The sequence below is a fragment of the Nocardioides sp. genome (assembly GCF_030019515.1).
In the GTDB taxonomy this organism is placed as follows: domain Bacteria; phylum Actinomycetota; class Actinomycetes; order Propionibacteriales; family Nocardioidaceae; genus Nocardioides.
This window is the reverse complement of sequence record NZ_JASEEQ010000001.1, coordinates 116,045-140,384: the sequence shown is the minus strand read 5'-3', so window position 1 is coordinate 140,384 and position 24,340 is coordinate 116,045. Positions and strand designations below refer to the sequence as shown.

22 protein-coding genes are annotated in these 24,340 nt (G+C 72.8%); 8 read left to right on the top strand and 14 right to left on the bottom strand.

What is annotated here, in order from left to right:
- Window positions 1-21: 21 nt before the first annotated feature.
- Window positions 22-1,788: a BCCT family transporter gene (locus QMC84_RS00690; RefSeq protein WP_300370586.1), complete on the top strand. Its 1,767-nt coding sequence runs from the start codon at window positions 22-24 to the stop codon at window positions 1,786-1,788.
- A 45-nt stretch (window positions 1,789-1,833) separates the two neighbouring features.
- On the opposite strand, the gene QMC84_RS00685 is transcribed toward QMC84_RS00690, so the two are convergent.
- Complete coding sequence (locus QMC84_RS00685; protein ID WP_300370583.1) at window positions 1,834-3,270, bottom strand: GuaB1 family IMP dehydrogenase-related protein; 1,437 nt, start codon at window positions 3,268-3,270, stop codon at window positions 1,834-1,836.
- Between the two features lie 42 nt (window positions 3,271-3,312).
- On the opposite strand from QMC84_RS00685, the gene galK reads away from it, so the two are divergent.
- On the top strand, window positions 3,313-4,515 hold the full coding sequence (gene galK, locus QMC84_RS00680) for a galactokinase (RefSeq protein WP_300370580.1): 1,203 nt from the start codon (window positions 3,313-3,315) through the stop codon (window positions 4,513-4,515).
- A gap of 116 nt (window positions 4,516-4,631) precedes the next feature.
- On the opposite strand, the gene QMC84_RS00675 is transcribed toward galK, so the two are convergent.
- Window positions 4,632-5,978, bottom strand: coding sequence for a DUF2252 domain-containing protein (locus QMC84_RS00675; RefSeq protein WP_300370577.1), 1,347 nt, complete (start codon window positions 5,976-5,978; stop codon window positions 4,632-4,634).
- A 48-nt stretch (window positions 5,979-6,026) separates the two neighbouring features.
- On the opposite strand from QMC84_RS00675, the gene QMC84_RS00670 reads away from it, so the two are divergent.
- On the top strand, window positions 6,027-6,656 hold the full coding sequence (locus QMC84_RS00670; RefSeq protein WP_300370574.1) for a hypothetical protein: 630 nt from the start codon (window positions 6,027-6,029) through the stop codon (window positions 6,654-6,656).
- 70 nt (window positions 6,657-6,726) lie between these two features.
- Here the strand turns inward: QMC84_RS00670 and QMC84_RS00665 are convergent, their stop codons facing one another.
- Window positions 6,727-7,944: an acyl-CoA dehydrogenase family protein gene (locus QMC84_RS00665; protein ID WP_300370571.1), complete on the bottom strand. Its 1,218-nt coding sequence runs from the start codon at window positions 7,942-7,944 to the stop codon at window positions 6,727-6,729.
- Window positions 7,944-9,317 (bottom strand): acyl-CoA dehydrogenase family protein, encoded by a 1,374-nt coding sequence (locus tag QMC84_RS00660; RefSeq protein WP_300370568.1) that lies wholly within the window; start codon window positions 9,315-9,317, stop codon window positions 7,944-7,946. The genes QMC84_RS00665 and QMC84_RS00660 overlap by 1 nt, the downstream gene beginning before the upstream one ends.
- 81 nt (window positions 9,318-9,398) lie before the next feature.
- On the opposite strand from QMC84_RS00660, the gene def reads away from it, so the two are divergent.
- Window positions 9,399-9,998: a peptide deformylase gene (gene def, locus QMC84_RS00655; protein WP_300370565.1), complete on the top strand. Its 600-nt coding sequence runs from the start codon at window positions 9,399-9,401 to the stop codon at window positions 9,996-9,998.
- A 135-nt stretch (window positions 9,999-10,133) separates the two neighbouring features.
- Here the strand turns inward: def and QMC84_RS00650 are convergent, their stop codons facing one another.
- Entirely contained in the window at window positions 10,134-10,937 is an 804-nt protein-coding gene (locus tag QMC84_RS00650) for an RNA methyltransferase (RefSeq protein ID WP_300370562.1), read from the bottom strand.
- Window positions 10,937-12,160: a uroporphyrinogen-III C-methyltransferase gene (cobA, locus tag QMC84_RS00645; RefSeq protein WP_300370559.1), complete on the bottom strand. Its 1,224-nt coding sequence runs from the start codon at window positions 12,158-12,160 to the stop codon at window positions 10,937-10,939. The genes QMC84_RS00650 and cobA overlap by 1 nt, the downstream gene beginning before the upstream one ends.
- Before the next feature lie 101 nt (window positions 12,161-12,261).
- Between cobA and QMC84_RS00640 the strand changes: the two genes are divergently transcribed.
- Window positions 12,262-12,789: a YbhB/YbcL family Raf kinase inhibitor-like protein gene (locus tag QMC84_RS00640; RefSeq protein ID WP_300370556.1), complete on the top strand. Its 528-nt coding sequence runs from the start codon at window positions 12,262-12,264 to the stop codon at window positions 12,787-12,789.
- Between the two features lie 27 nt (window positions 12,790-12,816).
- Here the strand turns inward: QMC84_RS00640 and QMC84_RS00635 are convergent, their stop codons facing one another.
- On the bottom strand, window positions 12,817-13,416 hold the full coding sequence (locus tag QMC84_RS00635) for an FMN reductase (RefSeq protein WP_300370553.1): 600 nt from the start codon (window positions 13,414-13,416) through the stop codon (window positions 12,817-12,819).
- A complete protein-coding gene (locus tag QMC84_RS00630) occupies window positions 13,413-14,537 on the bottom strand; it encodes an LLM class flavin-dependent oxidoreductase (RefSeq protein ID WP_300370551.1) in 1,125 nt (374 codons plus the stop codon). Before QMC84_RS00630 ends, QMC84_RS00635 begins: the two co-directional genes overlap by 4 nt.
- 91 nt (window positions 14,538-14,628) lie before the next feature.
- On the opposite strand from QMC84_RS00630, the gene QMC84_RS00625 reads away from it, so the two are divergent.
- Window positions 14,629-15,240 carry a hypothetical protein gene (locus QMC84_RS00625; protein WP_300370548.1) on the top strand — a complete coding sequence of 204 codons (612 nt, stop codon included), beginning with the start codon at window positions 14,629-14,631 and terminating at the stop codon, window positions 15,238-15,240.
- On the opposite strand, the gene QMC84_RS00620 is transcribed toward QMC84_RS00625, so the two are convergent.
- Window positions 15,218-15,859 carry a class F sortase gene (locus QMC84_RS00620; RefSeq protein ID WP_300370545.1) on the bottom strand — a complete coding sequence of 214 codons (642 nt, stop codon included), beginning with the start codon at window positions 15,857-15,859 and terminating at the stop codon, window positions 15,218-15,220. The two genes, QMC84_RS00625 and QMC84_RS00620, sit on opposite strands and share 23 nt — an antisense overlap.
- A gap of 32 nt (window positions 15,860-15,891) precedes the next feature.
- On the bottom strand, window positions 15,892-16,908 hold the full coding sequence (locus QMC84_RS00615) for a hypothetical protein (protein WP_300370542.1): 1,017 nt from the start codon (window positions 16,906-16,908) through the stop codon (window positions 15,892-15,894).
- A 199-nt stretch (window positions 16,909-17,107) separates the two neighbouring features.
- Between QMC84_RS00615 and QMC84_RS00610 the strand changes: the two genes are divergently transcribed.
- The gene (locus QMC84_RS00610; protein WP_300370539.1) at window positions 17,108-18,061 is read left to right on the top strand and encodes an EamA family transporter; all 954 of its coding nucleotides are present in this window, start codon (window positions 17,108-17,110) and stop codon (window positions 18,059-18,061) included.
- Here the strand turns inward: QMC84_RS00610 and QMC84_RS00605 are convergent.
- The gene (locus QMC84_RS00605; protein ID WP_300370536.1) at window positions 18,039-18,461 is read right to left on the bottom strand and encodes a hypothetical protein; all 423 of its coding nucleotides are present in this window, start codon (window positions 18,459-18,461) and stop codon (window positions 18,039-18,041) included. The two genes, QMC84_RS00610 and QMC84_RS00605, sit on opposite strands and share 23 nt — an antisense overlap.
- Before the next feature lie 46 nt (window positions 18,462-18,507).
- Between QMC84_RS00605 and QMC84_RS00600 the strand changes: the two genes are divergently transcribed.
- The gene (locus QMC84_RS00600; RefSeq protein WP_300370533.1) at window positions 18,508-19,290 is read left to right on the top strand and encodes a chitosanase; all 783 of its coding nucleotides are present in this window, start codon (window positions 18,508-18,510) and stop codon (window positions 19,288-19,290) included.
- A 22-nt stretch (window positions 19,291-19,312) separates the two neighbouring features.
- Here the strand turns inward: QMC84_RS00600 and QMC84_RS00595 are convergent, their stop codons facing one another.
- Genes QMC84_RS00595 through QMC84_RS00585 form a run of 3 tightly spaced genes read right to left on the bottom strand, consistent with a single transcriptional unit; the run spans window position 19,313 to window position 24,282 of the window.
- Entirely contained in the window at window positions 19,313-21,727 is a 2,415-nt protein-coding gene (locus QMC84_RS00595) for an FAD-dependent oxidoreductase (RefSeq protein WP_300370530.1), read from the bottom strand.
- A complete protein-coding gene (locus QMC84_RS00590; protein WP_300370483.1) occupies window positions 21,720-22,667 on the bottom strand; it encodes a choline kinase family protein in 948 nt (315 codons plus the stop codon). Before QMC84_RS00590 ends, QMC84_RS00595 begins: the two co-directional genes overlap by 8 nt.
- A gap of 1 nt (window position 22,668) precedes the next feature.
- Entirely contained in the window at window positions 22,669-24,282 is a 1,614-nt protein-coding gene (locus QMC84_RS00585; protein ID WP_300370480.1) for an amino acid permease, read from the bottom strand.
- Window positions 24,283-24,340: the final 58 nt, after the last annotated feature.

The window sequence follows — 24,340 nt, the reverse complement described above, 5'->3', positions numbered from 1 at the left end:
CGGCAGTGGTACCCGACTGTGATGACCACTCGCCACGACCACGACCATCCTCGTGCCAGCCGTGTGGCGGACGCCGTACGCACGCCCGCCGCCGACGTCGTCCCGCACCCAGCTCTCGACCAGCCGTTCGAGGCCGCCGCGCCCGACCGGGCCGGCCTGGACAAGGTCGTCTTCGGGGTGACCGCGGCGATCGCGGTGGCGTTCCTGGTGTGGGGCTTCGTGAGCACGGCCACCCTGGCGTCGGCGTCGTCCGAGGCGCTCGGCTGGACGATGACCAACACCGGCTGGCTGTTCGTCCTCACCGCGAGCGGCTTCGTCGTGTTCGTGCTGTGGCTGGCGCTGAGCCGGTTCGGCAACATCCCCCTGGGCCGCGACGACGAGGAGCCGGAGTTCCGTACCGTCTCCTGGGTCGCGATGATGTTCAGCGCGGGCATGGGCATCGGTCTGATGTTCTACGGCGTCAGCGAGCCGCTGACGCACTACGTCACACCGCCCCCCGGCACCGGCGCCGAGGGCAACCCGCAGGCGGTCCAGCACGCGATGGCCACGACCCTGTTCCACTGGACGTTCCACCCGTGGGCGATCTACGCGGTCGTCGGCCTCGCCATCGCGTACGGCGTGTACCGCAAGGGCCGGCTCCAGCTGATCTCGTCGGCCTTCGAGCCCCTCCTCGGCCGGCACGCGAAGGGCGGCTGGGGACGGGTGATCGACATGCTCGCGATCTTCGCCACGCTGTTCGGGTCCGCCGCCTCGCTCGGTCTGGGTGCGCTGCAGATCCGGAGCGGGCTCGAGATCGTCGCCGGGATCGGTGCGGTCGGAAACGGCATCCTGGTCGGCATCATCGCGGTGCTGACCGTCGCCTTCGTGCTCTCCGCGGTCTCCGGGGTCGCCAAGGGCATCCAGTGGCTCTCGAACATCAACATGGTGCTCGCGATCGCCCTCGCCGCGTTCGTCTTCGTGCTCGGCCCGACCGTCTTCATCCTGAACCTGGTGCCGACCTCGATCGGTAGCTTCGTGCAGGACCTGCCGATGATGGCCGCGCGCACCAGCGCGGAGGGCTCGGAGACCAGCACCTGGCTGCAGTCGTGGACGGTCTTCTACTGGGCGTGGTGGCTCTCCTGGACCCCGTTCGTCGGCATGTTCATCGCACGCATCTCCCGCGGCCGCACGATCCGCCAGTTCGTCACGGGCGTGCTGCTGGTCCCGAGCCTGGTCAGCCTGGTGTGGTTCTGCATCTTCGGCGGCGCGGCCATCGACCTGCAGAGGTCCGGCACCGACCTCGCCGGCGCCAGCGGCGTCGAGTCGCAGCTGTTCGGCACCCTCGACGCCTACCCGCTCGCCACCCTCGCCAGCGTCGTCGTCATCGCGCTGGTCGCGATCTTCTTCGTCTCGGGGGCGGACGCGGCCTCGATCGTGATGGGCACGCTCTCCGAGCGCGGCACCCAGGAGCCGAGCCGCGCGACCGTGGTCTTCTGGGGCGTCGCGACCGGCGCGGTCGCCGCCGTGATGCTGCTGGTCGGTGGCAACGAGGCGCTCACCGGGCTGCAGACCATCACCATCGTCGCGGCGCTGCCGTTCGTCGTGGTGATGGTGGGCCTGGCGGTCTCGCTGGTCAAGGACCTGCGCACCGATCCGCTGATGGTGCGCAGGCAGTACGCCGCCGAGGCGGTCGAGCAGGCCGTGATCGCCGGTGTCACCGAGCACGGCGACGACTTCGTGCTCGCCGTCGACCGCGACCCGGGCACGGTGCGCGACGACAGCGTGTCGCGCGACCACGGCGACGGCTAGAGGCACGCCCTCGATCCGCCCGTCACGACCCGCGGGCCGGCCCCGCTACCAGCTGGTGGCGAGCGGCCGGCCCTCGTGGAAGCCGGCCGCGGACTGCACGCCGACCAGCGCGCGCTCGTGGAGCTCGGGGAGCGTCCGCGCGCCGGCGTACGTGCACGCCGAGCGCAGCCCCGAGCAGATCTGGTCGACGAGGTCCTCCACGCCGGGCCGGGCCGGGTCGAGGTACATCCGCGAGGACGAGATGCCCTCCTCGTACAGGCCCTTGCGGGCCCGGTCGTAGGCCGACTCGGTCGCGGTCCGGTTCGCCACCGCACGCGCCGAGGCCATCCCGAAGGAGACCTTGTAGGCACGGCCGTCGGAGTCGAGCATCAGGTCGCCGGGCGACTCGTGGGTGCCCGCGAACCACGAGCCGATCATCACTGCCGACGCCCCGGCCGCCAGCGCGAGGGCGACGTCGCGGGGGTGCCGGACGCCGCCGTCCGCCCAGACGTGCTTGCCGAGCTCGGCGGCGGTCCGGGCACACTCCAGCACCGCCGAGAACTGCGGGCGTCCGACCCCGGTCATCATCCGCGTCGTGCACATCGCGCCGGGGCCGACACCGACCTTGACGATGTCGGCGCCCGCCTCGATCAGGGCGCGGGTGCCCTCGGCCGAGACCACGTTGCCGGCGGCGACCGGGACCCGGGGGGCGAGGGTCCGGACCGCCGCGAGTGCCTCGAGCATCCGGTCCTGGTGGCCGTGGGCGGTGTCCACCACCAGGCAGTCCACACCCGCGTCGAGCAGCTCCGCCGCGGTCCGCGCGACGTCGCCGTTCACACCGATCGCGGCCGCGACCCGGAGCCCGCCGTGAGCATCGACGGCCGGCGCGTAGAGCGTGGCGCGCAGCGCCCCGGTCCGGCTCAGCACGCCGACGAGCGCGCCGGCTTCGTCGACGGCGACCGCCAGCGCCGCGTGGGACCCGTCCAGGGCGTCGAAGGCGGCCCGCGGGTCCGCGTCCGCCGGGAGCACCACGGCGGGCGGGCGCATCACGTCCCGCACCTGGGCGAAGCGGTCCACCTCGACGCAGTCGGCCTCCGCCACCACCCCGACCGGGCGACCCTCGTCGACGACCACCGCGGCGCGGTGTGCGCGCTTCGGGATCAGCGCGAGGGCCTCGGCGACGGTCTGGTCGGGGGCGAGTGCGATGGGGGTGTCGAAGACCAGGTGCCGCGACTTCACGTAGCGCACCACGTCGGCGACGACCGGGACGGGGATGTCCTGCGGGAGGACCGTCAGCCCACCCCGGCGCGCGACCGTCTCGGCCATCCGCTTGCCGGCGATCGCCGTCATGTTCGCGACCACGAGCGGCAGCGTGGCGCCGGTGCCGTCGGCCGTGGCGAGGTCGACGTCGTACCGGCTGGCGACCGCGGAGTGCCGCGGGACCATGAACACGTCGTCGTAGGTCAGGTCGTGGTGCGGGGTCACCGCGTCGAGGAACTGCACGTCGCGTCACTCTACGTCGCAGCCGCTCCTTAGGGTGATCCCATGGCCTTCGTCGAAGCTGGTGACCCCGCAGAGCTCGCGGACGCCGTCCGCACCGCGTTCGCCGAGGCGTACGGCGGTGCTCCGACCGCCGTCGGCCGCGCGCCCGGGCGGGTCAACCTGATCGGCGAGCACACCGACTACAACCGCGGGCTGGTGCTGCCGGTCTCACTCCCCCACGCCACCTACGCCGCGGCGGCGCCGCGCGTCGACGGCCGGATCCGCATCGGCAGCCTCGAGCAGGCCGACCCGTGGACCGGCTCGGTCGACGACCTTGCTCCGGGGACCGTCGACGGCTGGGCGGCGTACGCCGCCGGCGTGCTGTGGGCGATGCGGGAGGACGGGTACGACGTCCCGGGCGTGGACCTGCTCGTGCACGGCACGGTCCCGCTGGGGGCGGGCCTCTCCAGCTCGGCGGCGCTGGAGTGCTCGGTCGCACTCGCCGCCTGCGGCGTCCTCGGGGTCGACCCGGACGCCGCCGTACGCCGTCGTCTCGCCGCCGCCTGCATCCGCGCCGAGACCGAGATGGCGGGCGCCCCGACCGGCGGCATGGACCAGACCGTGTCGCTGTTGGCGTCCGCGGGATCCGCCCTGCTCATCGACTTCGACGTCGCGGCGGGCCGCGACGGCGCGGCCCGGGACGTCGCGCTCGGGCTGGACCCGGCCGGCCTCGCGCTGCTGGTGACCGACACGCGGGTCTCCCACGCCCTTGTCGACGGTAGGTACGCCGCGCGCCGGGCCGACTGCGAGGCCGCCGCGGCGGCCCTGGGAGTGCCGTCGCTGCGACAGGCCTCACTCGCCGCGGTCGAGGGACTCGAGAACGACCGGGTGCGCCGGCGGGCCCGGCACATCGTCACCGAGATCGACCGGGTCCGCGACACCGTCGCCGCCCTGGACGAGGGCGACTGGCAGGCGATCGGCAGCGCCTTCCGCGACTCGCACGTGTCGATGCGCGACGACTTCGAGATCTCCTGCCCGGAGCTGGACGTGGCCGTCACCACGGCGGTCGAGGCGGGGGCGGTCGGCGCCCGGATGACGGGCGGAGGCTTCGGCGGCTCGTCGATCGCGCTCGTCCCGGTCGAGCGCCTGGAGGCCGTGGCCCGCGCGATCGACGCCGCGTTCGTCGCCGCCGGCTTCGGCGCACCCCAGCACCTGCGCGCCGTGCCGTCGGCCGCCGCCGACCTGGTGGACGCGGCCGAGGTCTGACCTCGTCCTGACCCCGGCTGCTCCGCGTGCCGGTCATGTCATTTGGTCACCAACGACAGTCCGGAGTGGAGGATGCCCGTCGTTGGTGACCACACCGCAAGGCCCTGCCGCAGCGGTCAGGTGGCGGAGACGCCGATCCGGCCCTCGCGGAAGGCGGCGACGAACAGCGCGTGGTCCTCGCGGACCCGGTCGGCGTAGCCGAGGGCGAAGTCGGTCACCCAGGCGACCAGCTCCTTGCGCCGCCCCTCCAGCACCTCGGCGATCGCCTCCTCGACCTGGAAGGCGACCAGGTCCTGCTCGCTGTCCTCGTCGGAGGCGCAGTGGATCTTCGCGGTGGCACAGCCGAGGAGGTCCACCACGCCGAGGATCTGGTCGGGCTCGGTGAGCACGGACCAGTCCAGGTCCACCTCGTAGGGCGAGAGCTCGGAGACGACGTAGCCGACGCCGTCGTGGTCGGTGTAGCCGAGCAGCGGGTCGGTGTGCACCTGCAGCGCCCGCTGGCTGACCACCGTCCGGTGTCCCTCGTGCTCGAAGTAGCGCTCCATCTCCGCGGAGTCGACGAACCGGCTCAGCGCCGGGACGTTGGCCTGCTTCATGGACAGCACCACGTCGTTGTCCAGCGCCTGGCTGTAGCCCTCGACCAGCAGGTTGTACGCCGGCAGGCCGGCGCTGCCGATGCCGAACCCGGACTTGCCGACGACGTCGCGCAGGTCGTAGAAGAGCGCGCGGTCGAAGCGCTTCTCGTCGGGGATCGACTCCAAGTAGCGCTCGAACGCGGCCACCACGGAGGCCCGCTCCCGCTTCCCGAGCCGGCGCACCGAGTCGTCCTGGCGGAACGCGCGGGTGCCGCCGGCGACCAGCGTCAGGCCGTCGAGCAGGTCCGCGCGGCGCCGCAGCCGGGCGCTGACGAGCGCGTCGCGGATCGGCCCGTCGGTGTTGTCCAGGTGCAGCGCGTAGTCGTCGTCGTCGCTGCGCCGGTAGGCGTCGACCTGGGCCAGGTAGCACCGCAGGTAGCGGCCGATCAGGCGGCGCACGTCGTCCTCGGGCAGCGCCTTCTGCCAGCCGACCAGCGCGAGCGAGGCCGCGAACCGCTGCAGGTCCCAGGTGAAGCGCCCGAGGTAGGCCTCGTCGAAGTCGTTGACGTCGAAGACCAGCCGGCCGTCGGAGTTGAGGTAGGTGCCGAAGTTCTCCACGTGCAGGTCCCCGTGGATCCAGATCCGGCCGCTGCGCTCGTCGCAGAACGGGTCCTCCGTCGCCGTCACGTCCGCGTAGAACAGGCAGGCCGTCCCGCGGAAGAACGCGTGCGGGTCGGACGCCATCGTCCGGTACTTGCCGCGGAACGCCACCGGGTCCGCGACCATCAGCGGCGCGAAGGCGTCCTCCAGGGTGTCCACGATCAGGCGGGCGCGGTCGTCGCGGGAGTGGGCCATGCCACGCAGCATGCCCCGGTTCACTGGGTACATGCTTCAATCCAGAGCACGACCCAGAGAACCCGATCGAAGGGAAGCCACGTGGCCAGCAAGAGCCCGCTCCAGAAGCTCCAGGACGCCCTCGTCGAGACCGTGAAGGGCGCGATCACGCACCCGCGCGACACTGCCGCGAAGGCCGGCGAGCAGGCGAAGGGCACGATGTCCCTCGGCAAGGCGGTGGCCGGACACGTCACCAGGAGCGCCGCCGGCGTGGTCGCCAGCCGACTCCCGGGCCACCGCTCCCCGACCGGTACGCCGGGCCGGACGCCCGAGGTCGACGTGCCGCGGTCCCGTGCCGAGGCGCCGGCGGACCCGTCGCCCGCGGGCCGGCAGCCCACCCCCACCAAGCCGCCCGTGACGGACGTCGTGACGGACCTGGTCAAGCAGCAGGCGGCCAGCCGACCGGCTGCGAAGCGGGCCCCGGCCCCGGTCAGCCCCATCGACGCAGCCGCCGACGCCGCGCACGTCGAGGCGACGCCTGCCGACCTGGCCAAGAAGGCGACCACCGCGCAGAAGGCGAGCGCCAAGCGGACGAGCACCAAGTCGGCGGCGAAGAAGGCTCCGGCGAAGAAGGCTCCGGCGAAGAGGACCCCGGCGAAGACTGCCGCGACCCCGAGCGACCGGCTGCCGGCCCGCAAGCGGGTCCCGGCGCCGGACGCCGACCAGGGCTGAGGACGGCCGCGGGCGGGCCGAGCCTCGAGCAGAGGCTCGGCCCACTCCTCAGCCCACGCTCGGCCCGGGCCTACTTCAGCTCGGTGCTGGTCAGGCCCAGGACCCGGCGGGCGACGATGAGCTGCTGGATCTGCTGGGTGCCCTCGAAGATGTCGAGGATCTTGGAGTCGCGGGCCCACTTCTCCAACAGCTCGGCCTCGCTGTAGCCGACCGATCCGGCGAGCTCGACGCACGACAAGGTGATGTCCGAGCCCACCCGGCCCGCCTTCGCCTTGGCCATCGACGCCTCGAGCGAGTTGGGCTGCCGGTTGTCGGCCATCCAGGCGGCCTGGAGCATCAGCAGGTACGCGGCCTCCCAGTCGGCCTCCATCTGGAGGAACTTCGCGGCGGCGGCGGACTGGGTCAGCGCCGGCCGGTCGTAGTCGATCTCGACCCCGGCCTGCTCGAGCAGGTCCCGGGTGAGGTCGAGGGCCGCCTTGGCGCACCCGACGGCCATCGAGGCCACGAGGGGGCGGGTGTTGTCGAAGGTGGCCATCGCCCCCGCGAAGCCCTGCTTGACGTCGATCTCGGGCGAGCCCAGGAGGTTCTCGGTGGGCACGCGGCAGTCGTCGAAGATGATCGTCGCCGTGTCGGACGCCTTGATGCCGAGCTTGTGCTCGAGACGCTCCACGCGCATGCCGGGGGTGCCCTTCGGCACGACGAAGGACTTGATCGCCGCCCGGCCGAGGTCGCGATCCAGCGTCGCCCACACGACGACCGCGTCACAGCGGTCGCCCGAGGTGACGAAGATCTTCTCGCCGTTCAGGACGTACTCGTCGCCGTCGAGGACGGCGGTGGTCGTGATGTTCGCCGAGTCCGAGCCGGTGCCCGGCTCGGTGATCGCCATGCCGGCCCAGACCCCGGCGAATCGCGCGGCCTGCTCCTCGTTCGCGACGGACGCGATCGCGGAGTTGCCCAACCCCTGGCGGGGCATGGAGAGCAGCAGGCCGACGTCGCCCCAGCACATCTCGGCGATCGACATCACCGAGGCGAGGTTGGCGCCGTTCGCGACCCGCTGGTCGGTGCCGGCCGACTCCTCGCGCCGGACTCCGGCCGCGCCCGCGCCCTCGCTCGCGCCGGACTCGGAGAGCCCGTCGATCATCGCGGCGAGCATGTCGAGCTCCTGCGGGTAGGCGTGCTCGGCCTTGTCGTACTTGCGCGAGATCGGCCGCAGCATGTTCATCGCGACCTGGTGGGCCTGACCGACGAGAGGCCGGAACTTCTTCGGGTCGTCCAGATTGATCGCCATTACACGAGCACCGCGCCTTCCATGACACCGATGGCCCGGAGGTCGCGGTACCAGCGCTCCACCGGGTGTTCCTTGACGTAGCCGTGGCCGCCGAGCAGCTGGACTCCGTCGTTGCCGATCTGCATGCCCTTCTCGGCGCACAGCCGGCGGGCGAGGGCCACCTCGCGCGCGAAGTCCTTGCCGGCGGCGGCACGTGCGGCGGCCTTCCAGGTCAGCAGCCGCATCGCCTGCAGCTCGATCGCGATGTTGGCGACCATGAACGCGACCGACTGGCGGTGCGCCACGGGTTCCCCGAACGCCTGGCGCTCCTTGACGTACGGCGTGACGTAGTCGAGCACCGCCTGGCCGGTGCCGACCGCGAGGGCACACCAGGCGAGGCGGGCGAGGCGGACGCACTCGGCGTACGTCGATCCGTCGGACGCCCCGAGCACCGCGTCGGAGGGCAGCGCCACGTCGGTGAGGACGAGCCGGGTCAGCCCGGCGGCGCGCACCCCCATCGCCGGGTCGGCCACCACCTCGAGGCCGGGCGTGCTCGAATCGACGAGGAACAGCACGGGTGCGCCGTCGAGCCGGGCGCCGACGACGAACAGCTCGGCGTCGGCACCGCGCGGCACCGCGGACTTCACGCCGTTGAGCACGAAGCCGTCGTCGGTCCGCTCGGCGGTGGTCGTCGGCGCGAGGGGGTCGAAGAGGACGGTCGGCTCGGTCAGTGCGATCGCCGCGGCGGGGACCGCGTCGCCGGTGAAGGCGGGCAGGTAGGTCTGCTGCTGCGCGTCGGTGCCCCACAGGCCCAGCGCGGTGGCGACCGAGCCGGGCGCGAGGGACGCGACGGCGAGGCCGAGGTCGCCGCGCGCGAGCGCCTCGGCCACCAGGGTGCCGGCGACCGCCGAGCGCTCCTCGGAGATCCCGCCGAGCGACTCCGGCACGCCGAGGATCGGCAGTCCCACCTCGAGGCCCGCCTTGAGCACCGCCTCGGGGGCGGTGCAGGTCTCGTCCGCCTCGGCGGCCGCCGGCCGGAGCACCTCGTCGGCGAGCTCGGTGACGACGTCGACGAGCATCTGCTCGTCCTCGGTCGGAGTCAGGTCGAAGACGCCAGCTCCCGCAGCGGGCGCCGGCCGGGTGCCTGCTGCCCCGGACGTCCCGGCCCGGGCGAACTGCCGGCTCGCGGCGGTCGCGGTGCGGAAGCCCGTGCGGGTCGCGGTGAAGACGCCACGCTCGGCCTGCTTGCGCAGTCCCAGCCGGTCCAGCACGTCGCTCTGCGCGAGCCGGCTCAGGGCGGCGACGGCGTACCCGATCGGGTCGCGGGTCTCCTTCGAGGACAACCCGTGCCGGCCGCCGGGCCGGAGGTTCCAGACCTTGGATGATGGAGACATGCGGTTAATGTAACTCGGAGTTACACCTCACGCTACAGGTGGCTGCGTGCGTCGGGTCACACGCTGGCTACGCTGCTCCCCATGCCTTCCCCAGACGACCAGGAACCGCCGCGCGCCCCGCACGGCACGTTGCCGGCGGGCGGCACCGTGCGGCCGATCACCCGGTGGGGCGCGCCGGTGATGCACCGGACCCAGCAGCCGGTCACGACGTACGACGAGGGGCTGCGCGCCCTGGCGGCCGACATGGTCGCGACCATGTACGCCGCTGACGGGGTGGGCCTGGCCGCCTGCCAGATCGGCGTCGATCTGGCGATGTTCGTCTTCGACTGCCCCGACGACTCCGGTCGGCACACGGTGGGCGTCGTGTGCAACCCGCAGCTGGGCCTCCCCGAGGGCCGCGAGCGCCAGCTCGACGAGTCCGAGGAGGGCTGCCTGTCCTTCCCCGGTGCGTACGTCGAGTGCGCCCGGCCCGACCAGGCCTCGGTCATCGGGACCGGCCTGGATGGCGAGCCGGTCGCCTTCTCCGGTGACGGGCTGCTCGCGCGCTGCCTCCAGCACGAGACCGACCACACCCGCGGCACCGTCTTCGGCGACCGGCTCTCCACCAAGCTGCGCAAGCGGCTGCAGAAGGAGCACGACCGCGCGGTCGAGGACTATCCGCCGGAGTGGCCGGCCGACTGAGGCGGGTCCCTGCGCCGCCCGCCGGCAGCGCGGGGGCGTTGCGGTTTGGTCACCAACGGCGGATCCGGGCCGCGCCAGGATGTCGTTGGTGACCAAACCGCACGCCGTTCCGGCGCGCGCCGGGTCAGCGCCGGGTCAGCGCCGGGCGGCGATGTAGCAGGCGACGGCCGTGGCGGCGGCGACGTTGAGCGAGTCGATGCCTTCGCGCATCGGGATGATCCCCCGCCGGTCCGCCGCCTCCTCCCAGCGCGCGGAGAGGCCGTGGCCCTCCGAGCCGAGCACCAGCGCGACCTTGTCCAGCCCGCTGACGGCGGCCTCGATCGGCACGGCGTCGGGGGCGAGCGTGAGCGCCACGGTGGTGAACCCCGCGCCGGAGAGGGACGGGAGCGCGTCGTACCAGTCCGGCAGCCGGGTCCACGGCACCGCGAACACCGCGCCCATCGCCACCTTGATCGACCGCCGGTACAGCGGGTCGGCGCACCGCGGCGCGAGCAGGACGGCGTCGAACCCCAGGGCGGCGCCGGAGCGGAAGATCGCGCCCACGTTGGTGTGGTCGACGACGTCCTCCAGCACCAGGACCGACCGGGCGCCGGCCAGCACGGAGTCGACCGACGGCAGCGGCCGGCGCTCGAGCGAGGCCAGCGCGCCGCGGTGGACGTGGAAGCCGGTCACCTCCTCGGCGAGCGCCTCGGAGACGACGTAGCACGGCGCGTCGGAGCGGTCGAGGACGTCGGCGAGGCCCTCGAGCCAGCGCGGCGCCATCAGGAAGGACCGCGGGGCGAACCCCGCCTCGACCGAGCGTCGCACCACCTTCTCGCCCTCGGCGAGGAACAGCCCGTGGGTGGCCTCGAGGTGCTTGCGCAGCTCGACGTCGCGCAGGTCGCGGTAGTCGGCGAGGCGCGGGTCGGTCGGGTCGGAGATCTCGAGCTGGGTGGCCATCACGCAAAGTGTCGCGGATGGGCGACCCGCACCACCTCGCCGACCACGATCACCGCGGGCGGCCGCACGGATTCCTCCTCGAGTCGCGCGGGCAGGGTGTCGAGCGTGGCGAGGACGGTGCGCTCCCCCGGCATCGTCCCCTCGCAGACGACGGCCACCGGCGTCGAGCCCGCACGCCCGCCGGCCACCAGGGCCGTTGCGATCCGGGGCGCGTTCTCCACCGCCATCATCAGCACGACGGTCCCGCTCAGCGCGCCGATCGCGGCCCAGTTGACCTGCGACTCCGCGTGCCCGGGCGGCAGGTGCCCGGACACGATGGTGAGCTCGTGCGCGACGCCGCGGTGCGTCACCGGGATCCCGGCGACGGCGGGTACGGCGACCGAGCTGGTCAGTCCGGGCACGACCGTCACCGGCACGCCCGCCTCGCGGCACGCGATCACCTCCTCGAACCCGCGGCCGAAGACGAAGCTGTCGCCCCCCTTGAAGCGGACCACCCGCTTGCCCGCCAGGGCGCGCTCGACGATGACCCGGTTGATCTCCTCCTGCCGGGCCGACCGGCCGCGGGGCAGCTTCGCGACGTCGATCAGCTCGACGTCGGCGGGCAGCTCGCCGAGCAGCTCGCGCGGCGCCAGCCGGTCCGCGACGACCACGTCCGCCTCGACCAGCGCCCGGCGACCGGCGACCGTCATCAGCTCCGGGTCGCCCGGGCCGCCGCCGACGAGCACCACACCGGCGCTGCGGTCCCGCTGGTGCCGGGCCACGATCGTGCCCTCGCGCAGCCCCTCGAGGATCTCGTCGCGCACGGCGGCGGAGCGTCGCGGCTCGCGCTGGCCGAGCACGGCGACGGTGACGCCCGCGTGCCGGCCGACCGCCGGGGTCCAGGCGGTCGCGCGGGTCGCGTCGTCGGACCGCACGCAGAACACCCGGCGCGCCTCGGCCGCGTCCGACACCTGCTCGTTGACCGCGCGGTCATCGGTCGCGGCGACGACGTACCACGCCTCGTCGAGATCGGTCTCCTCGAAGCCGCGCCGGTGCCAGGTCACCTCGGCCGAGCCGACCATGCCCTCGATCGCCGGGGTCACCTGGGGGCTCACCACGTGCACGTCGGCACCGGCGGCGATCAGGTGCGGCACCCGGCGCTGGGCGACCTGCCCGCCGCCGACCACCACGACCCGGCGTCCGGACAGCCGCAACCCCGAGGGGTACGTCGTGTACTCGTCCATCCGGACATCATCGCCGCCCCGGCCCCGCCGGCCGTGGCGCGCGTTCAGCCACCGGACTACGTTGAGGGCGTCCCGGACCCTGAGCTATCAGTAGGAGCGTCATGAGCCTCGACCGGCCCGTCAGCCCGAACCCGTACGACCTGCTCCCCGCCGCCCCGTCGTTCACGGTGACCAGCGCGGACGTCACCGACGGCCGGCCGTTGAAGGACGACCAGGTCGCGGCGGCCGGGAACACCTCGCCCCAGCTCTCCTGGGAGGGTGCTCCGGAGGGCGCGAGGAGCTACACGGTCACCTGCTTCGACCCCGACGCGCCGACGCCGAGCGGCTTCTGGCACTGGGTGCTCGTCGACCTGCCCGCCGACGTGACGTCCCTCGACGCGGGGGCGGGTGCGGAGGGGGCTGACCTCCCGGGTGGTGCGTTCATGTGCCGCAACGACGGCGGCTCCAAGGCGTTCATGGGGGCGGCTCCCCCGCAGGGCGACCAGGTGCACCGCTACTTCTTCGTGGTGCACGCGGTGCAGGAGGACTCCCTGGGCGTCGACTCCGACGCCTCACCCGCGGTCGTGTCGTTCAACCTCGCGTTCAAGACGGCGGGCCGGGCCATCCTGCACGGCACCTACCAGCACTGACCGGCCGGTCGTCCGGCGCGGCCGCCCTCAGGCGCCGCGGAGCAGCTCCTCGAACGGCGTCGGGTCCGCGAACTCCTCTTCGAGCGTGCGTGCCCGCCGGCGCGGCGCACCGGTGAGGAGCGCGGCCAGCTCGCCGGCCGCGCGCTCGATCCGGGCCTCCAGCCCGGGCGCGCCGAAGTCCTCGCTGGCGGCGAAGACCGCGGTCGGGACGACGACGGCGTGCAGGTAGGTGAACAGCGGCCGGAGGGCGTGCTCGAGCACCAGCGAGTGCCGGGCGGTGCCCGCCGTCGCCGCGACCAGCACCGGCATCCCGTCCAGCACGTCGCTGTCGAGCACGTCGAAGAACGTCTTGAACAGGCCGCTGTACGACGCGGAGAACACCGGCGTCACGACGATCAGGGCGTCGGCGCGGCGGACCGTGTCGATCGCCGCGGCCAGCTCGCCCGACGCGAAGCCGGTGAGCAGGTTGTCAGCCAGTCCGTGCGCCAGGGGGCGCAGCTCGATCGCGTCCACCTCGACCGGCTCGTGCAGGGCCGCCACGGCCGCGTACGCGAGCCGGTCGGCCAGGAGCCGGGTGGAGGACGGCACGCTCAGTCCGGCGCTGACGACGACCAGTCGGGTGCTCATACCGAGATCCCGGTGACGTCGTCGACCGCGTGCAGCGTCGAGTCGTGGGGCCCGCCGGCAGCGGCGACCAGCGCGGCGTGGTTGGGCGCGTCCGGAACGTCCGCCGGGCGGCCCTCCGCGAAGCCCGCCCGCAGGTCCGGCAGGATCTCCCCGAGCAGGTCGAGCTGCTCGAGGACGATCTTCGTCGGGAGGCCGGCGTGGTCGAGGAGGAACAGCTGGCGCTGGTAGTCGCCGACGTACTCGCGGAAGCCCAGCGTGCGCTCGAGCACCTGCTGGGTGGAGCCGACGGTCAGCGGGGTCTGCGCGGTGAACTCCTCCAGCGACGGGCCGTGGCCGTACACGGGCGCGTTGTCGAAGTACGGACGGAACTCACGCACGGCGTCCTGGCTGTTCCGGCGCATGAAGAACTGGCCGCCGAGGCCGACGATCGCCTGCGCGGCGGTGCCGTGGCCGTAGTGCTCGTAGCGGCGCCGGTAGAGCGCGACCATCTGCTTGGTGTGGGAGGCCGGCCAGAAGATGTGGTTGGAGAAGAACCCGTCGCCGTAGTACGCCGCCTGCTCGGCGATCTCGGGGGTGCGGATCGAGCCGTGCCAGACGAACGGCGCTACGCCGTCGAGCGGCCGTGGCGTCGAGGTGAAGCCCTGGAGCGGTGTGCGGAACCGGCCCTCCCAGCTCACGACGTCCTCGTGCCAGAGCCGGTGCAGCAGCGCGTAGTTCTCGATGGCCAGGTTGACGCCCTCGCGGATGTCCTTGCCGAACCAGGGGTAGACGGGTCCGGTGTTGCCGCGACCGAGCATCAGGTCCATCCGGCCGTCGGTGAGGTGCTGGAGGGTGCCGTAGTCCTCGGCGATCCGCACCGGGTCCGTGGTCGTGATCAGCGTCGTCGAGGTCGAGAGGACGATCCGCTCGGTCTGGGCGGCGATGTAGGCCATCGTCGTGGTCGGCGAGGAGGCGACGAACGGCGGGTTGTGGTGCTGGCCGACCGCGACCACGTCCAGGCCGACCTCCTCGGCCTTCTTCGCGATCTCCACCTGCGCCTTGATCCGCTCGTGCTCGGTCGGCGTGCGTCCGGTGGTGGGGTCCGCCGTGACGTCGCCGACGGAGAAGATCCCGAACTGCATGGCCACTTCACTCCTCAGGTCATGTGGTTGAAAGTCGAACTATGTACTCAACCGGACCGGCGCGCGGGGTATTCCGGGATCCCCTGCCACCATGGCCCCCGTGCCGATCCGTCGCTGTCCGTCCTGGCTGCCCGCGCTCGTCCTGGTCCTGACGGTCGCCCAGCTCGCCGTGGCCGAGTGGGTGCCGGGCATCGACCGGTTCGCCGACAAGGCGTTCGGGGCGCGGCTGGTCGCCTACCCCCTGCTGATGCTGCTCACGCCGGCCCTCTGGGTCCTGGTGGCGCGGCGCCGCGGGTCGACCCGTGAGAATGCGCCGTACGGCGCCTTCACGCTGGTGATGCTCCCGTTCCTGGTCGACGTCACCGGCAACAGCCTCGACCTGTACGACGCGATCGGGTGGTGGGACGACCTCAACCACTTCGCGAACTGGGCGCTGCTGCTCACGGGTCTCGGGCTGATCCTGTGCCGGCGGGTGCGGCCGGCCTGGGCGGTGGTGGTGCTCGTGACCGGCCTCGGCGCCGTCCTCGCCATCGGGTGGGAGCTCGGCGAGTGGTACACGTTCATCCGGCACGGGACCGAGATCGACACCGCCTACGAGGACACCCTGGGCGACGAGACCCTCGGCACCCTCGGCGCCCTGGTCGCGGGTCTCGTCGTCGCCCGCGCGTCGCGAGCCTCGGCTACGCCACCGGTGTCGCGGTGACGACGACGTTGCTCAGGTAGCGCTCGCCGTCCCAGTCCTCGCAGGTGATCAGGACCAGGCGTCCCGGCACCCGCTGGCTGAACAGCGTGGTGGCGTGCTCGGCGAGCGACCCCTTGCTGTAGACGTGGACGCGTCGCACGTCGTACCGGATCGTGCTCTTGTCGGTGCGGACGACGACGCGGTCGCCCCGCTCGAGGTCCTCCAGGTGGTCGAGCGCGCCCCCGCCGTCGTGGACGGTGTGGCCCGCGACCAGCGCACTGCCGGTGGTCGCGCCCGGCTTCGCGCCGTCCGCCCACCAGCCGAGCCGTTGCGGGTCGCTGGGCGGTACCAGGGTCCGCCCGGGTGCCCGCACCGGGAGCACCGGCGCGTCCACCCGCAGTGCCGGGATCCGGACCCGCTGCGGCGCCCCGGGCTCCCGGCGCGCGAGCACCGGCTCGGCCGGGGAGCCGGCGGAGGGCGCGCCCGCGGCACGACCGCCCGGGTCGGCGGTCAACGCCTGGGTGCGCGTCGACTGCGCCCACCACAGGGTGGCGCCGACGGCTACCAGCGCGAGGCCGACCGCCGCCACCCACCCGGGGTGGCGGCGGGTGGGCGCCCTCCGCGTTCCGGCCTCAGGCATGACCAGACATGGTCGGCACGACCCGGACAGGGTCAGGCACGGGACCGGTTCCGCAGCACGATGCCGGCACCCGCCAGTACGAGAGCGAACGAGACCAGCGTCAGCGGGAGCGGGTCCTGCGCCCACGCCGGGAGCATCGAGTCCTCGCCGGCGTCCACGGCGGTCGGGACCGCCGACTCGTCCGCGGCGGCCGCTCCGGCGACAGGCGCGGCGCTCCCGGCGGTGAACATCTCGCCGAGGACGCCTTGGTCGACACTCGCGCCGGTGCCCCGGTCGCCGTTGGCCCGGGTCCCGTTCGACAGCGTGCCGCGGCCCCCGCCCGGTGCGACGTCACCGGTCTCGGAGCCGGTTGCCGTCGCCGCACACGGCTCGACCCAGAAGACCTTCGTCTTGGTGTCGTTGCCCTGCGAGCGCGGCGTCGCCACGGTCAGCCGCACGTGGTAGCCCTGCTGCGGGTGCGGCTCACCGACGAAGGAGAGCGTGTAGTCCTGGACCGCGTCGAGGCCGGTGTCGGTGCCCGCGCCGGACGCGGCGTCCCCGCCCACCGGCACCTGGCCGGGTCCGTCGACCGTGACCGTCGCGTCCGAGGTCGGCGCCTGCATGGCGAAGGTCACCGTCGAGACGACGTCCTGGCCGCTGTCGAAGCCGTACCACTCCACCTGGAAGGTGCAGCCCGGGTGCGGGGTGTTGTTCGGGATCCCGTCCAGCTCGCCGAGCTCGGCGATCTTCACCGTCCCGTTGTTGCCCAGCGGGTCGCTGTCGGCGGCGTCGGTGCCCCGGTGGCCGTCCTGCTGGCCGGGCGCCTGCGCCTGGCCGGCGTGGCTGGCGTGGTCGGCGTGGTCGCCCTTGGTCCTGGCGCCCTGGCTCTGACCCTGACCGTGCGCCTGACCCTGGCCGGGCTGCTGGCCCTGACCGAGGTGCCTGCCCTGGTCGGCGTGGTCCGCCCGGTGATCGGCGGTCGCGGCGATGGCCACGCCGCCGAGCGAGCCGAGCCCGAGCAGGCCCGTGGTCACGAGCGCGAGAGCGCGCAGGCGTACCGAGTTCCGCATGATGGTGCTCCGTTGTCCAGGCCGCCTCGGCGGCAGATGGTCCCCTCAACGGAGTGGGTGTTGCCGGTTGTTACCGGCCGGAAACCTGTGCCGTCCGTACTAGACCAGTGGACTAGACCAGTTCCGGGTCACACTCGGGCTCGTCGCACGACGGGGCGCATTCGCGCGGCCACCGCCCGGGACTGGCTAGGTTCCTCCCGTGACGACGGGCGGCGCGGTCGAGAGCCCCAGCGCGCGCGTCGGCCTGCTCCAGGTCTGCGCCGCGGGCGTGCTGTGGGGCACCGGCGGGGTCGTCGTGACCGTCCTGCACGAGCGCGACGGGTTCGGTGCGATGACCGCGAGCGCCTGGCGGATGGCGCTCGCCGCGGTGGCGCTGATCGGGTTCTCCCTCGTCACGGGCCGGTGGGGCCGCACCCGCGAGGCGCTGCGCGTGCACCCGACCCTGGTCGTCCTGGTCGGAGGTGGCACCGCCGCCTACCAGGGCCTGTACTTCGTGTCCGTGCTGATGGTCGGGGTCAGCGTGGCCACCGTCGTCTCGCTCGGGCTGGCGCCGCTCCTGGCCGCGGTCTGGGAGCATCTGGTCGGGCAGACGCGGCCGTCGGGACGGGACGTCCTCGTGCTGGCGGCGGCCTTGGGCGGGCTGGTGCTGATCAGCGTCACGGCCGGCGACGGCGCCGACGCGCCGGGGGACGATCCGACGCTCGGGCTGGTGCTCGCGGTGCTGGCCGGCACGACGTACGCCGCGACTACCGTGCTGGGGCACACGCTGGCCCGACGGGTCGATCCCGTCGCCCTCACCACCTGCGGGACCGCTGCCGGCGCCGTCGTGCTGCTGCCGTTCCTCGCGGTCGCGGGGGCTCGCGGGGAGCCGGTCCTCACCTCGGACCCGGCCTCGCTCACGCTGCTGCTCTACCTCGGCGTCGCGACCATGGCGCTGTCGTACGGCCTCCTGTACGCCGGCCTGCGCACCACGCCGGCCTCGGCCGCCACGATCGCCACCCTGGTGGAGCCGCTGTCCGCGGCCGTGTTCGCGGCCGTGATCCTGGGCGAGCGGCTTCCGTGGCCGGCCCTCGTCGGCGGGGCGCTGGTCCTGGCCGCCGTCGCCGCCCTGCGCCCGAACGCGGGGGAGGTCACCGCGGTCGGTGCTCCGTGAGCCAGCGCGACCGGCGAGCGGCCGAGGCGCGCGCGAGCCACGCGTCCTGCACGACCTCCGCCAGCTCGGCGTAGGTGATCTCGCCGAGGCGGCCGGCCCGCAGCAGGATCGAGAGGTGACCGTCGAAGTGCGGTGTCGTGAAGAACGGCGAGGAGTCGTCCTGCACCAGGGCGAGCTTGTCGCCCTCGTCGGGCACCCAGAACACGATCACGTCGTCGTACCGCTCCCCCGTCTCCGGGTCGGTTGCGTCGGGTCGCGGGTTGCGGAAGAACACGAACGACCTCCCGCCGACCTGGTAGACGGGCCGGTGCTCGGTACCGGGGGACACGGTGACGTGGGGCATCGCCCGGGCGAGCTCGTGCACGTCCTCGACCCGGGCCGGCCGCGACTGCGTCGTCATGGGCCCATTGCACCAGCAACCCCGAGCCACGCCCTAGGTTGCTGGCATGAGGACCCTCGGAGTGGCGGTGCTCGTCGCCGTCCTGCTCCTGGGTGCGCCGGCGACCGCGGCGTCGCCCACCGGCCTGGACCGTCCCGACCGCAAGGAGATCGCCATGCAGCTGGTCTCGAGCGCCGAGAACTCCTCGCTGGCCTGGCGTGAGCAGTACCGCTACCTCGAGGACATCGGCGACGGGCGGGGCTACACCGGAGGCATCATCGGGTTCTGCTCCGGCACCGGGGACATGCTGGAGCTGGTGCGCCGCTACACCCGCGCCCACCGGGACAACCCGCTGGCCCGCTTCCTGCCGGCGCTGCGCCGGGTGGACGGGACCGACTCCCACGCCGGCCTGGGTCGACCGTTCGTGCGCGCCTGGCACCACGCGGCGCGGACGCCCGGCTTCCGCCGGGCGCAGGACGCGGAGCGCGACCGGGTCTACTTCGACCCGGCGGTCCGGCGCGCGAAGCGGGACGGGCTGCGCACGCTGGGCCAGTTCGTCTACTACGACGCGATGGTGATGCACGGTCCGGGTAGCGACCGGCTGAGCTTCGGCGGCATCCGGCGCGCGGCGATGCGGCGGGCCGACCCACCGGCTGCGGGCGGCTCGGAGGTGCGCTTCCTCGACGCGTTCCTCGACGTCCGCCGGCGGGTGATGCGCACCGAGGCGACGCACGAGGACACCTCCCGCATCGACACCGAGCAGCGGCGGTTCCTCCGCGAGCGCAACCTCGGCCTGCGGCCGCCGCTGACGTGGCACGTGTACGGCGACCGGTACCACATCGCAGCCTGATCGGGCAGTGGGCTGAAGCGTCTCAGGCCAGCGGCGCCCGGAGCGCGACCCGGACCGGGTACCGCTCCCCCGCGACGTCGACCTCGAACGCGGCGCCCGCCAGGCTCTCCGCGGTCACCGCGCCATCGGATCGCAGCAGGGCCAGGCCCACGCAGGATCCGACCGTCTCGCCCCAGGCTGCGCTGGTGACCTGGCCGGTCGGGTGGCCGTCGCGCAGCAGCAGCTCGCCACCCCAGAGCATCGGCTCGGGCGACTCCACGACGAAGGAGACCACTCGTCGTCGCGGACCGCCGGCCGCGAGGGCCGCGCGGTGCGCCTCGAGCGCCGACCGGCCGAGGAAGTCGCCGTCACCGGCGAGCCCGGTGGCGAAGACCAGGCCGGCCTCGATCGGCCCGAGGTCCGGGGTGAGCTCGCGACCGAATGCGCGGTAGCCCTTCTCCAGGCGCAGGGACTCGATCGCGTAGTAGCCGGCGTCCGTCGCTCCCCCCGCCCGGACGGCTTCGTAGACGGCGACCGCGTCGGAGGCGGCGACCAGCAGCTCCCAGCCGAGCTCGCCGACGTAGGTCATCCGGGTCGCCCGCAGCGGCACGCCCGCGACGGTGACCTCCCGGCTGGTCGCGAACGGGAAGCCCTCCTCGGACCAGTCGTCGGGTGAGCGCGAGGCCAGCAGGCTGCGGGACCGCGGACCCATCACGCCCAGCACGGCGTACGCCTCGGTGACGTCCTGCGCGGCGACGCCGTGCCGGGCCAGCCAGTCCAGGTCGCGGACGGTGGTCGCGGAGCTGGAGACCAGGAGGAACTCCTCGGGCCCCGTCCGGGTGACCGTCAGGTCGGCCTCGTAGGTGCCGCGCTCGTTGAGGAACGGCGTGTAGACGCAGCATCCGACCGGGACGTCGACGTCGGCGGCGCACACCCACTGCAGCCCGGCCAAGGCGTCCGGCCCGGCCACGACGTACTTGGAGAACGAGGTCTGGTCGAACACCGCCGCGTCGGTGCGAGTGGCTCGTTGTTCGGCTCCCGACCACGGCAGCCAGGCCGGCTTCTCCCAGGAGTAGTCGAGCCGGGCGCCGGGCGGTCCGAAGACGTTGGGGCGCTCCCAGCCCATCCGGGTGCCGAACAGCGCGCCCGCGGCGGCCGTGCGCTCGTGCAGCGGGGAGCGGCGCTGCGGCCGGCCGGTCTCGAGCTCGCGGTTGGGCCAGGGCACCGCGTAGTGCAGGCCGAGCACCTCGGCGACCCGCGAGCGCAGCCAGCCGTTGTCAGCCTGGAACGGCGCGAAGCGGCGTACGTCGACCCCGACCAGGTCGTCCTGCGGCTCCCCGGAGACGATCCACTCTGCGAGCGCCCGCCCGGCACCACCCGCCGACGCGATGCCGACCGAGTTGAACCCCGCACCCACGAAGAAGCCGCGCAGCCCCGGGGCCTCGCCCAGCAGGAACTGGTTGTCGGGCGTGAACGACTCCGGTCCGTTGTAGAACTTGCGGATGCCGGTCTCCTCGAGGACCGGGATCCGCAGGAGCGCCTGGTCCATCAGCACCGAGAAGTGCTCCCAGTCCTCCTCGAGCAGCTGGAACTCGAACGGGTGGGGCAGGTCGTCGGGTGCGCGCCACGGCTTGGCCTCCGGCTCGAAGCCGCCGACCACGAGGCCGCCGGTCTCCTCCTTGAAGTAGGTCCAGCCGTCGGGGTCGCGCATGATCGGCAGGTCGGGGTGGGCGCCGGGGACCGCCTCCGTCACGACGTAGAAGTGCTCGGCCGAGTGCAGCGGGACCGTGACGCCGACCAGGTCGCCGAGCGCCTTGGCCCACTGGCCCGCGCAGTTGACGACCACCTCTGCCTCGACCGTGCCGTGGTCGGACACGACGCCGGTGACCCGGCGGCCGGCGGCTCCGTCCGCCACGGTGAAGCCGGTGACCCGGACCCGCTCGGCGATCCGCGCGCCGCGCTGGCGGGCGCCCCTTGCGAGCGACTGGGTGAGGTCCGTCGGGTTCACCTTGCCGTCGCCGGGCAGCCAGATCGCTCCGAGCAGGTCGTCGACCTGCATCGGGGGCCACAGCTCCTGGGCCCGGGCCGGCGACACCAGCTCGCAGGGCAGGTCGTAGGCCGCGGCGTTCGCCGCCGTCCGGCGCAGCTGCACCATCCGCTCGGGCGTGCGCGCGACGATGACCCCACCGACGTTGCGGTAGCCGGTGGCCAGGCAGGTCTCCGCCTCCAGGGAGGCGTACAGCTCGGCGGAGTACTGCACCAGCCGGGTGCCGCTCTCGGAGGCGCGCAGCGGGCCGACCAGGCCGGCGGCGTGCCAGGTGGTGCCGCAGGAGAGGCTGCCCTGCTCGAGCAGGAGCACGTCGGTCCAGCCGAGCCGGGTGAGGTGGTAGGCGACCGAGGTGCCGACCACGCCGCCCCCGACGACGACCACGCGGGCGCGGGCGGGCAGGTCAGCCACCGTCGCCGACCTCCGCGAGGAGCCCGGCGAGGTCGGGCCCCCGGAACGTCGCGACCGCCTTCTCGTAGCGCTCCATCCCCCAGGCATGGAAGTCGAACGCGATCGGACTCACCGCCTCCTGGATGAAGCCCCACAACGACCAGCCGTACGCGCTGCACAGCATCTGCAGCCGCACCCGGGCCAGGTCGGCCCGGGTAGGCGAGCCGTAGTAGGCCGCGACGTACGCCTCGACCTGCGCGGGCGTGAAGCCGCACTCGGTGGCGGTGTTGCCGAGCTCGAACGCCGCGTCGTTGTTGCCGGAGTACTCGTAGTCGATCAGCCAGGCCCGGTCGCCGTCATCGATGAAGTTCGCCGCCAGCAGGTCGTTGTTGCACGGGACCTTCGGGCGCGGTGCCGCGGCGAGGACGCGACGTACGTCGGCCCAGGCGTCGGCGTGGTCCGCGTAGTCCGCCGGCACCCGGTAGCCGTGCTCGCGCACCGTGCGCAGGTAGTCGGCCTGCCGCGCGAACATGTCGAAGTCGGCGCCGAACGGCGGACCGGCGTGCAGCACCCGGCAGGACGTGGCGGCCCGGGTGAGCACGCCGGGGTCCGCGAAGTCGGCGTTCGCCAGCGCCTTCCCCTCGAGGAACTCGATGACGAGCAGGCCGAGGTCCGGGCGGTACTCGACCACTCCGGCGGCCACGCCGGTCGCCGCCGCGATCTCGGTGTGGGCGGCCTCGGCGTCCCGGTCGATCCCCAGCAGCGCCGGGTCACCCTGCGACCACCGCACCACCAGGTCGAGCCGAGGCCCCCCGTCCTCGGTGACGACGTGGAGGTTGACGTTGGTCAGACCGCCGGGCAGCTCCGTGCAGGACCAGGACCGCCCCGCCAGGCAGGCGAGGCGGTCCAGGTGCGGCCCGGAGGCCCCACACCCCCCGGCGGACGTGCGCGTCGAGGTCAACTCAGGCGTCGAACGCCTCGACCACGGCCTGGTCGATGGTGTGCTTCGGCCCGGTGAACCAGTTCTTGGCCGAAGTGAACCACCACAGGGTCAGCAGCAGCAGCGTGCCGAGGGTGACGATCGGCGCGTAGTTGACGAACTTCCACTCGAAGTCCGACTCGCTGAACGGGTTGCCACCGGGCAACGACGGCATCATCAGGTACAGCGTGACGATCAGGATCTCGGCGACGGCCACGAGGTTCATCCACTTGTACTTCGAGCCGTTGTTCCACGACCCGACCTCGAACCGGCTGCCGTGCCGCCACCGCAGCCAGATCGGGATCGCGAAGGCGAGGTAGAGGCCGATCACCGCGATCGACGTGACCGCGTAGAACGCGACCGGGATGACCAGCGGAGCCTCCGGCGTCCCGATGTTGACCTCGATCAGGGCCGGGAGCGTGACCACGGCGGCGGCGATGCCCACGAAGACGACCGCGTTGGCGGGGACCCGGGACGACGTCAGTCGCTGCAGGACCGGCGAGCCCGGGATGGCACCGTCGCGGCTGAACGCGAACGTCATGCGCGACGCCGACGTCATGCAGGCGGTGGCGCAGAAGAACTGGGCCGCGGCCGAGATGAACAGCACGAAAGTCGCCCAGTTGGTGCCCAACGACTGCACGAAGATGTAGGCGACGCCACCGGCACCTACACCGGCGTTGTCAGGGGCGCCGTCCGGCGTGCTGGGGATCGCGAAGACCACGGCCAGCAGCAGGATGTAGCCACCGATGACCGAGTAGAAGATCGAGCGCCAGATCCCCTTGGCGGCCACGGTGGAGGCCGTCGCGGTCTCCTCCGAGAGGTGCGCCGAGGCATCGAAGCCGGTGATCGTGTACTGGGTGAGCAGGAAGCCGAACGGCACGATCGCGAACCAGAACATCAGGTTGGAGGTGCTGCCGTCGCCGTACCCGGAGTTGTTGAAGCGCTCGGTGAACACGTAGCTGAAGCTCTGGTGCTGATCGGGCACGAGGACCAGGATCAGCACGATGCCGGCCGCGCCCGCCACGTGCCACCAGACCGAGACGTTGTTCATGACTGCCATCAGGTGGCCGCTGAAGATGTTCAGCACGGAGGCGAGCGCCAGCACGACCACGAAGATGACGAAGACCCGCGTGAGCGAGTAGTCGGCGGCGAACGAGTCGGAGTAGGTGCTGATGGTCAGGTCGATGAACGTCGCGCAGCCGTAGGAGACGCCGGCGGTCACCGCGACCAGGCCGATCAGGTTCAGCCAGCCGGTGTAGAAGCCGGCCGCGGGTCCGCCGAGCTTCGAGGCCCACCAGTAGATGCCGCCCGAGGTCGGGTAAGCCGAGACCAGTTCGGACATCGTGAAGCCGATGATCAGGATGAACACGCCGAGGATCGGCCACGACCACGAGATCGAGATCGGCCCGCCGTTGTTGAAGCCGGCTCCGAAGTTCGTGAAGCAGCCGGCCAGGATCGAGATGATCGAGAACGAGATCGCGAAGTTGGAGAAGCCGGACCAGGAACGATTGAGCTCCTGCTTGTATCCGAGTCGCGCCAGGTGGGCTTCGTCCGCATTGAGGTGATGAGCCTCGACGGGCTCGTGTGCTTCGGGCATGCGACACCTTCCAGGGGAGGATCGTGCGAATGTGAACGGACGCTAGACCCGTCCCGAT

What these genes read in the sequence shown, in the direction of transcription:
- QMC84_RS00690 (WP_300370586.1), top strand. Translation starts at nt 22, where the DNA reads ATGACCACTCGCCACGACCACGACCATCCTCGTGCCAGCCGTGTGGCG.
- galK (WP_300370580.1), top strand. Translation starts at nt 3,313, where the DNA reads ATGGCCTTCGTCGAAGCTGGTGACCCCGCAGAGCTCGCGGACGCCGTC.
- QMC84_RS00675 (WP_300370577.1), bottom strand. Translation starts at nt 5,978, where the DNA reads ATGTACCCAGTGAACCGGGGCATGCTGCGTGGCATGGCCCACTCCCGC.
- QMC84_RS00665 (WP_300370571.1), bottom strand. Translation starts at nt 7,944, where the DNA reads ATGGCGATCAATCTGGACGACCCGAAGAAGTTCCGGCCTCTCGTCGGT.
- QMC84_RS00660 (WP_300370568.1), bottom strand. Translation starts at nt 9,317, where the DNA reads ATGTCTCCATCATCCAAGGTCTGGAACCTCCGGCCCGGCGGCCGGCAC.
- def (WP_300370565.1), top strand. Translation starts at nt 9,399, where the DNA reads ATGCCTTCCCCAGACGACCAGGAACCGCCGCGCGCCCCGCACGGCACG.
- QMC84_RS00650 (WP_300370562.1), bottom strand. Translation starts at nt 10,937, where the DNA reads ATGGCCACCCAGCTCGAGATCTCCGACCCGACCGACCCGCGCCTCGCC.
- cobA (WP_300370559.1), bottom strand. Translation starts at nt 12,160, where the DNA reads ATGGACGAGTACACGACGTACCCCTCGGGGTTGCGGCTGTCCGGACGC.
- QMC84_RS00640 (WP_300370556.1), top strand. Translation starts at nt 12,262, where the DNA reads ATGAGCCTCGACCGGCCCGTCAGCCCGAACCCGTACGACCTGCTCCCC.
- QMC84_RS00635 (WP_300370553.1), bottom strand. Translation starts at nt 13,416, where the DNA reads ATGAGCACCCGACTGGTCGTCGTCAGCGCCGGACTGAGCGTGCCGTCC.
- QMC84_RS00630 (WP_300370551.1), bottom strand. Translation starts at nt 14,537, where the DNA reads ATGCAGTTCGGGATCTTCTCCGTCGGCGACGTCACGGCGGACCCCACC.
- QMC84_RS00625 (WP_300370548.1), top strand. Translation starts at nt 14,629, where the DNA reads ATGGCCCCCGTGCCGATCCGTCGCTGTCCGTCCTGGCTGCCCGCGCTC.
- QMC84_RS00620 (WP_300370545.1), bottom strand. Translation starts at nt 15,859, where the DNA reads ATGCCTGAGGCCGGAACGCGGAGGGCGCCCACCCGCCGCCACCCCGGG.
- QMC84_RS00615 (WP_300370542.1), bottom strand. Translation starts at nt 16,908, where the DNA reads ATGCGGAACTCGGTACGCCTGCGCGCTCTCGCGCTCGTGACCACGGGC.
- QMC84_RS00605 (WP_300370536.1), bottom strand. Translation starts at nt 18,461, where the DNA reads ATGACGACGCAGTCGCGGCCGGCCCGGGTCGAGGACGTGCACGAGCTC.
- QMC84_RS00600 (WP_300370533.1), top strand. Translation starts at nt 18,508, where the DNA reads ATGAGGACCCTCGGAGTGGCGGTGCTCGTCGCCGTCCTGCTCCTGGGT.
- QMC84_RS00585 (WP_300370480.1), bottom strand. Translation starts at nt 24,282, where the DNA reads ATGCCCGAAGCACACGAGCCCGTCGAGGCTCATCACCTCAATGCGGAC.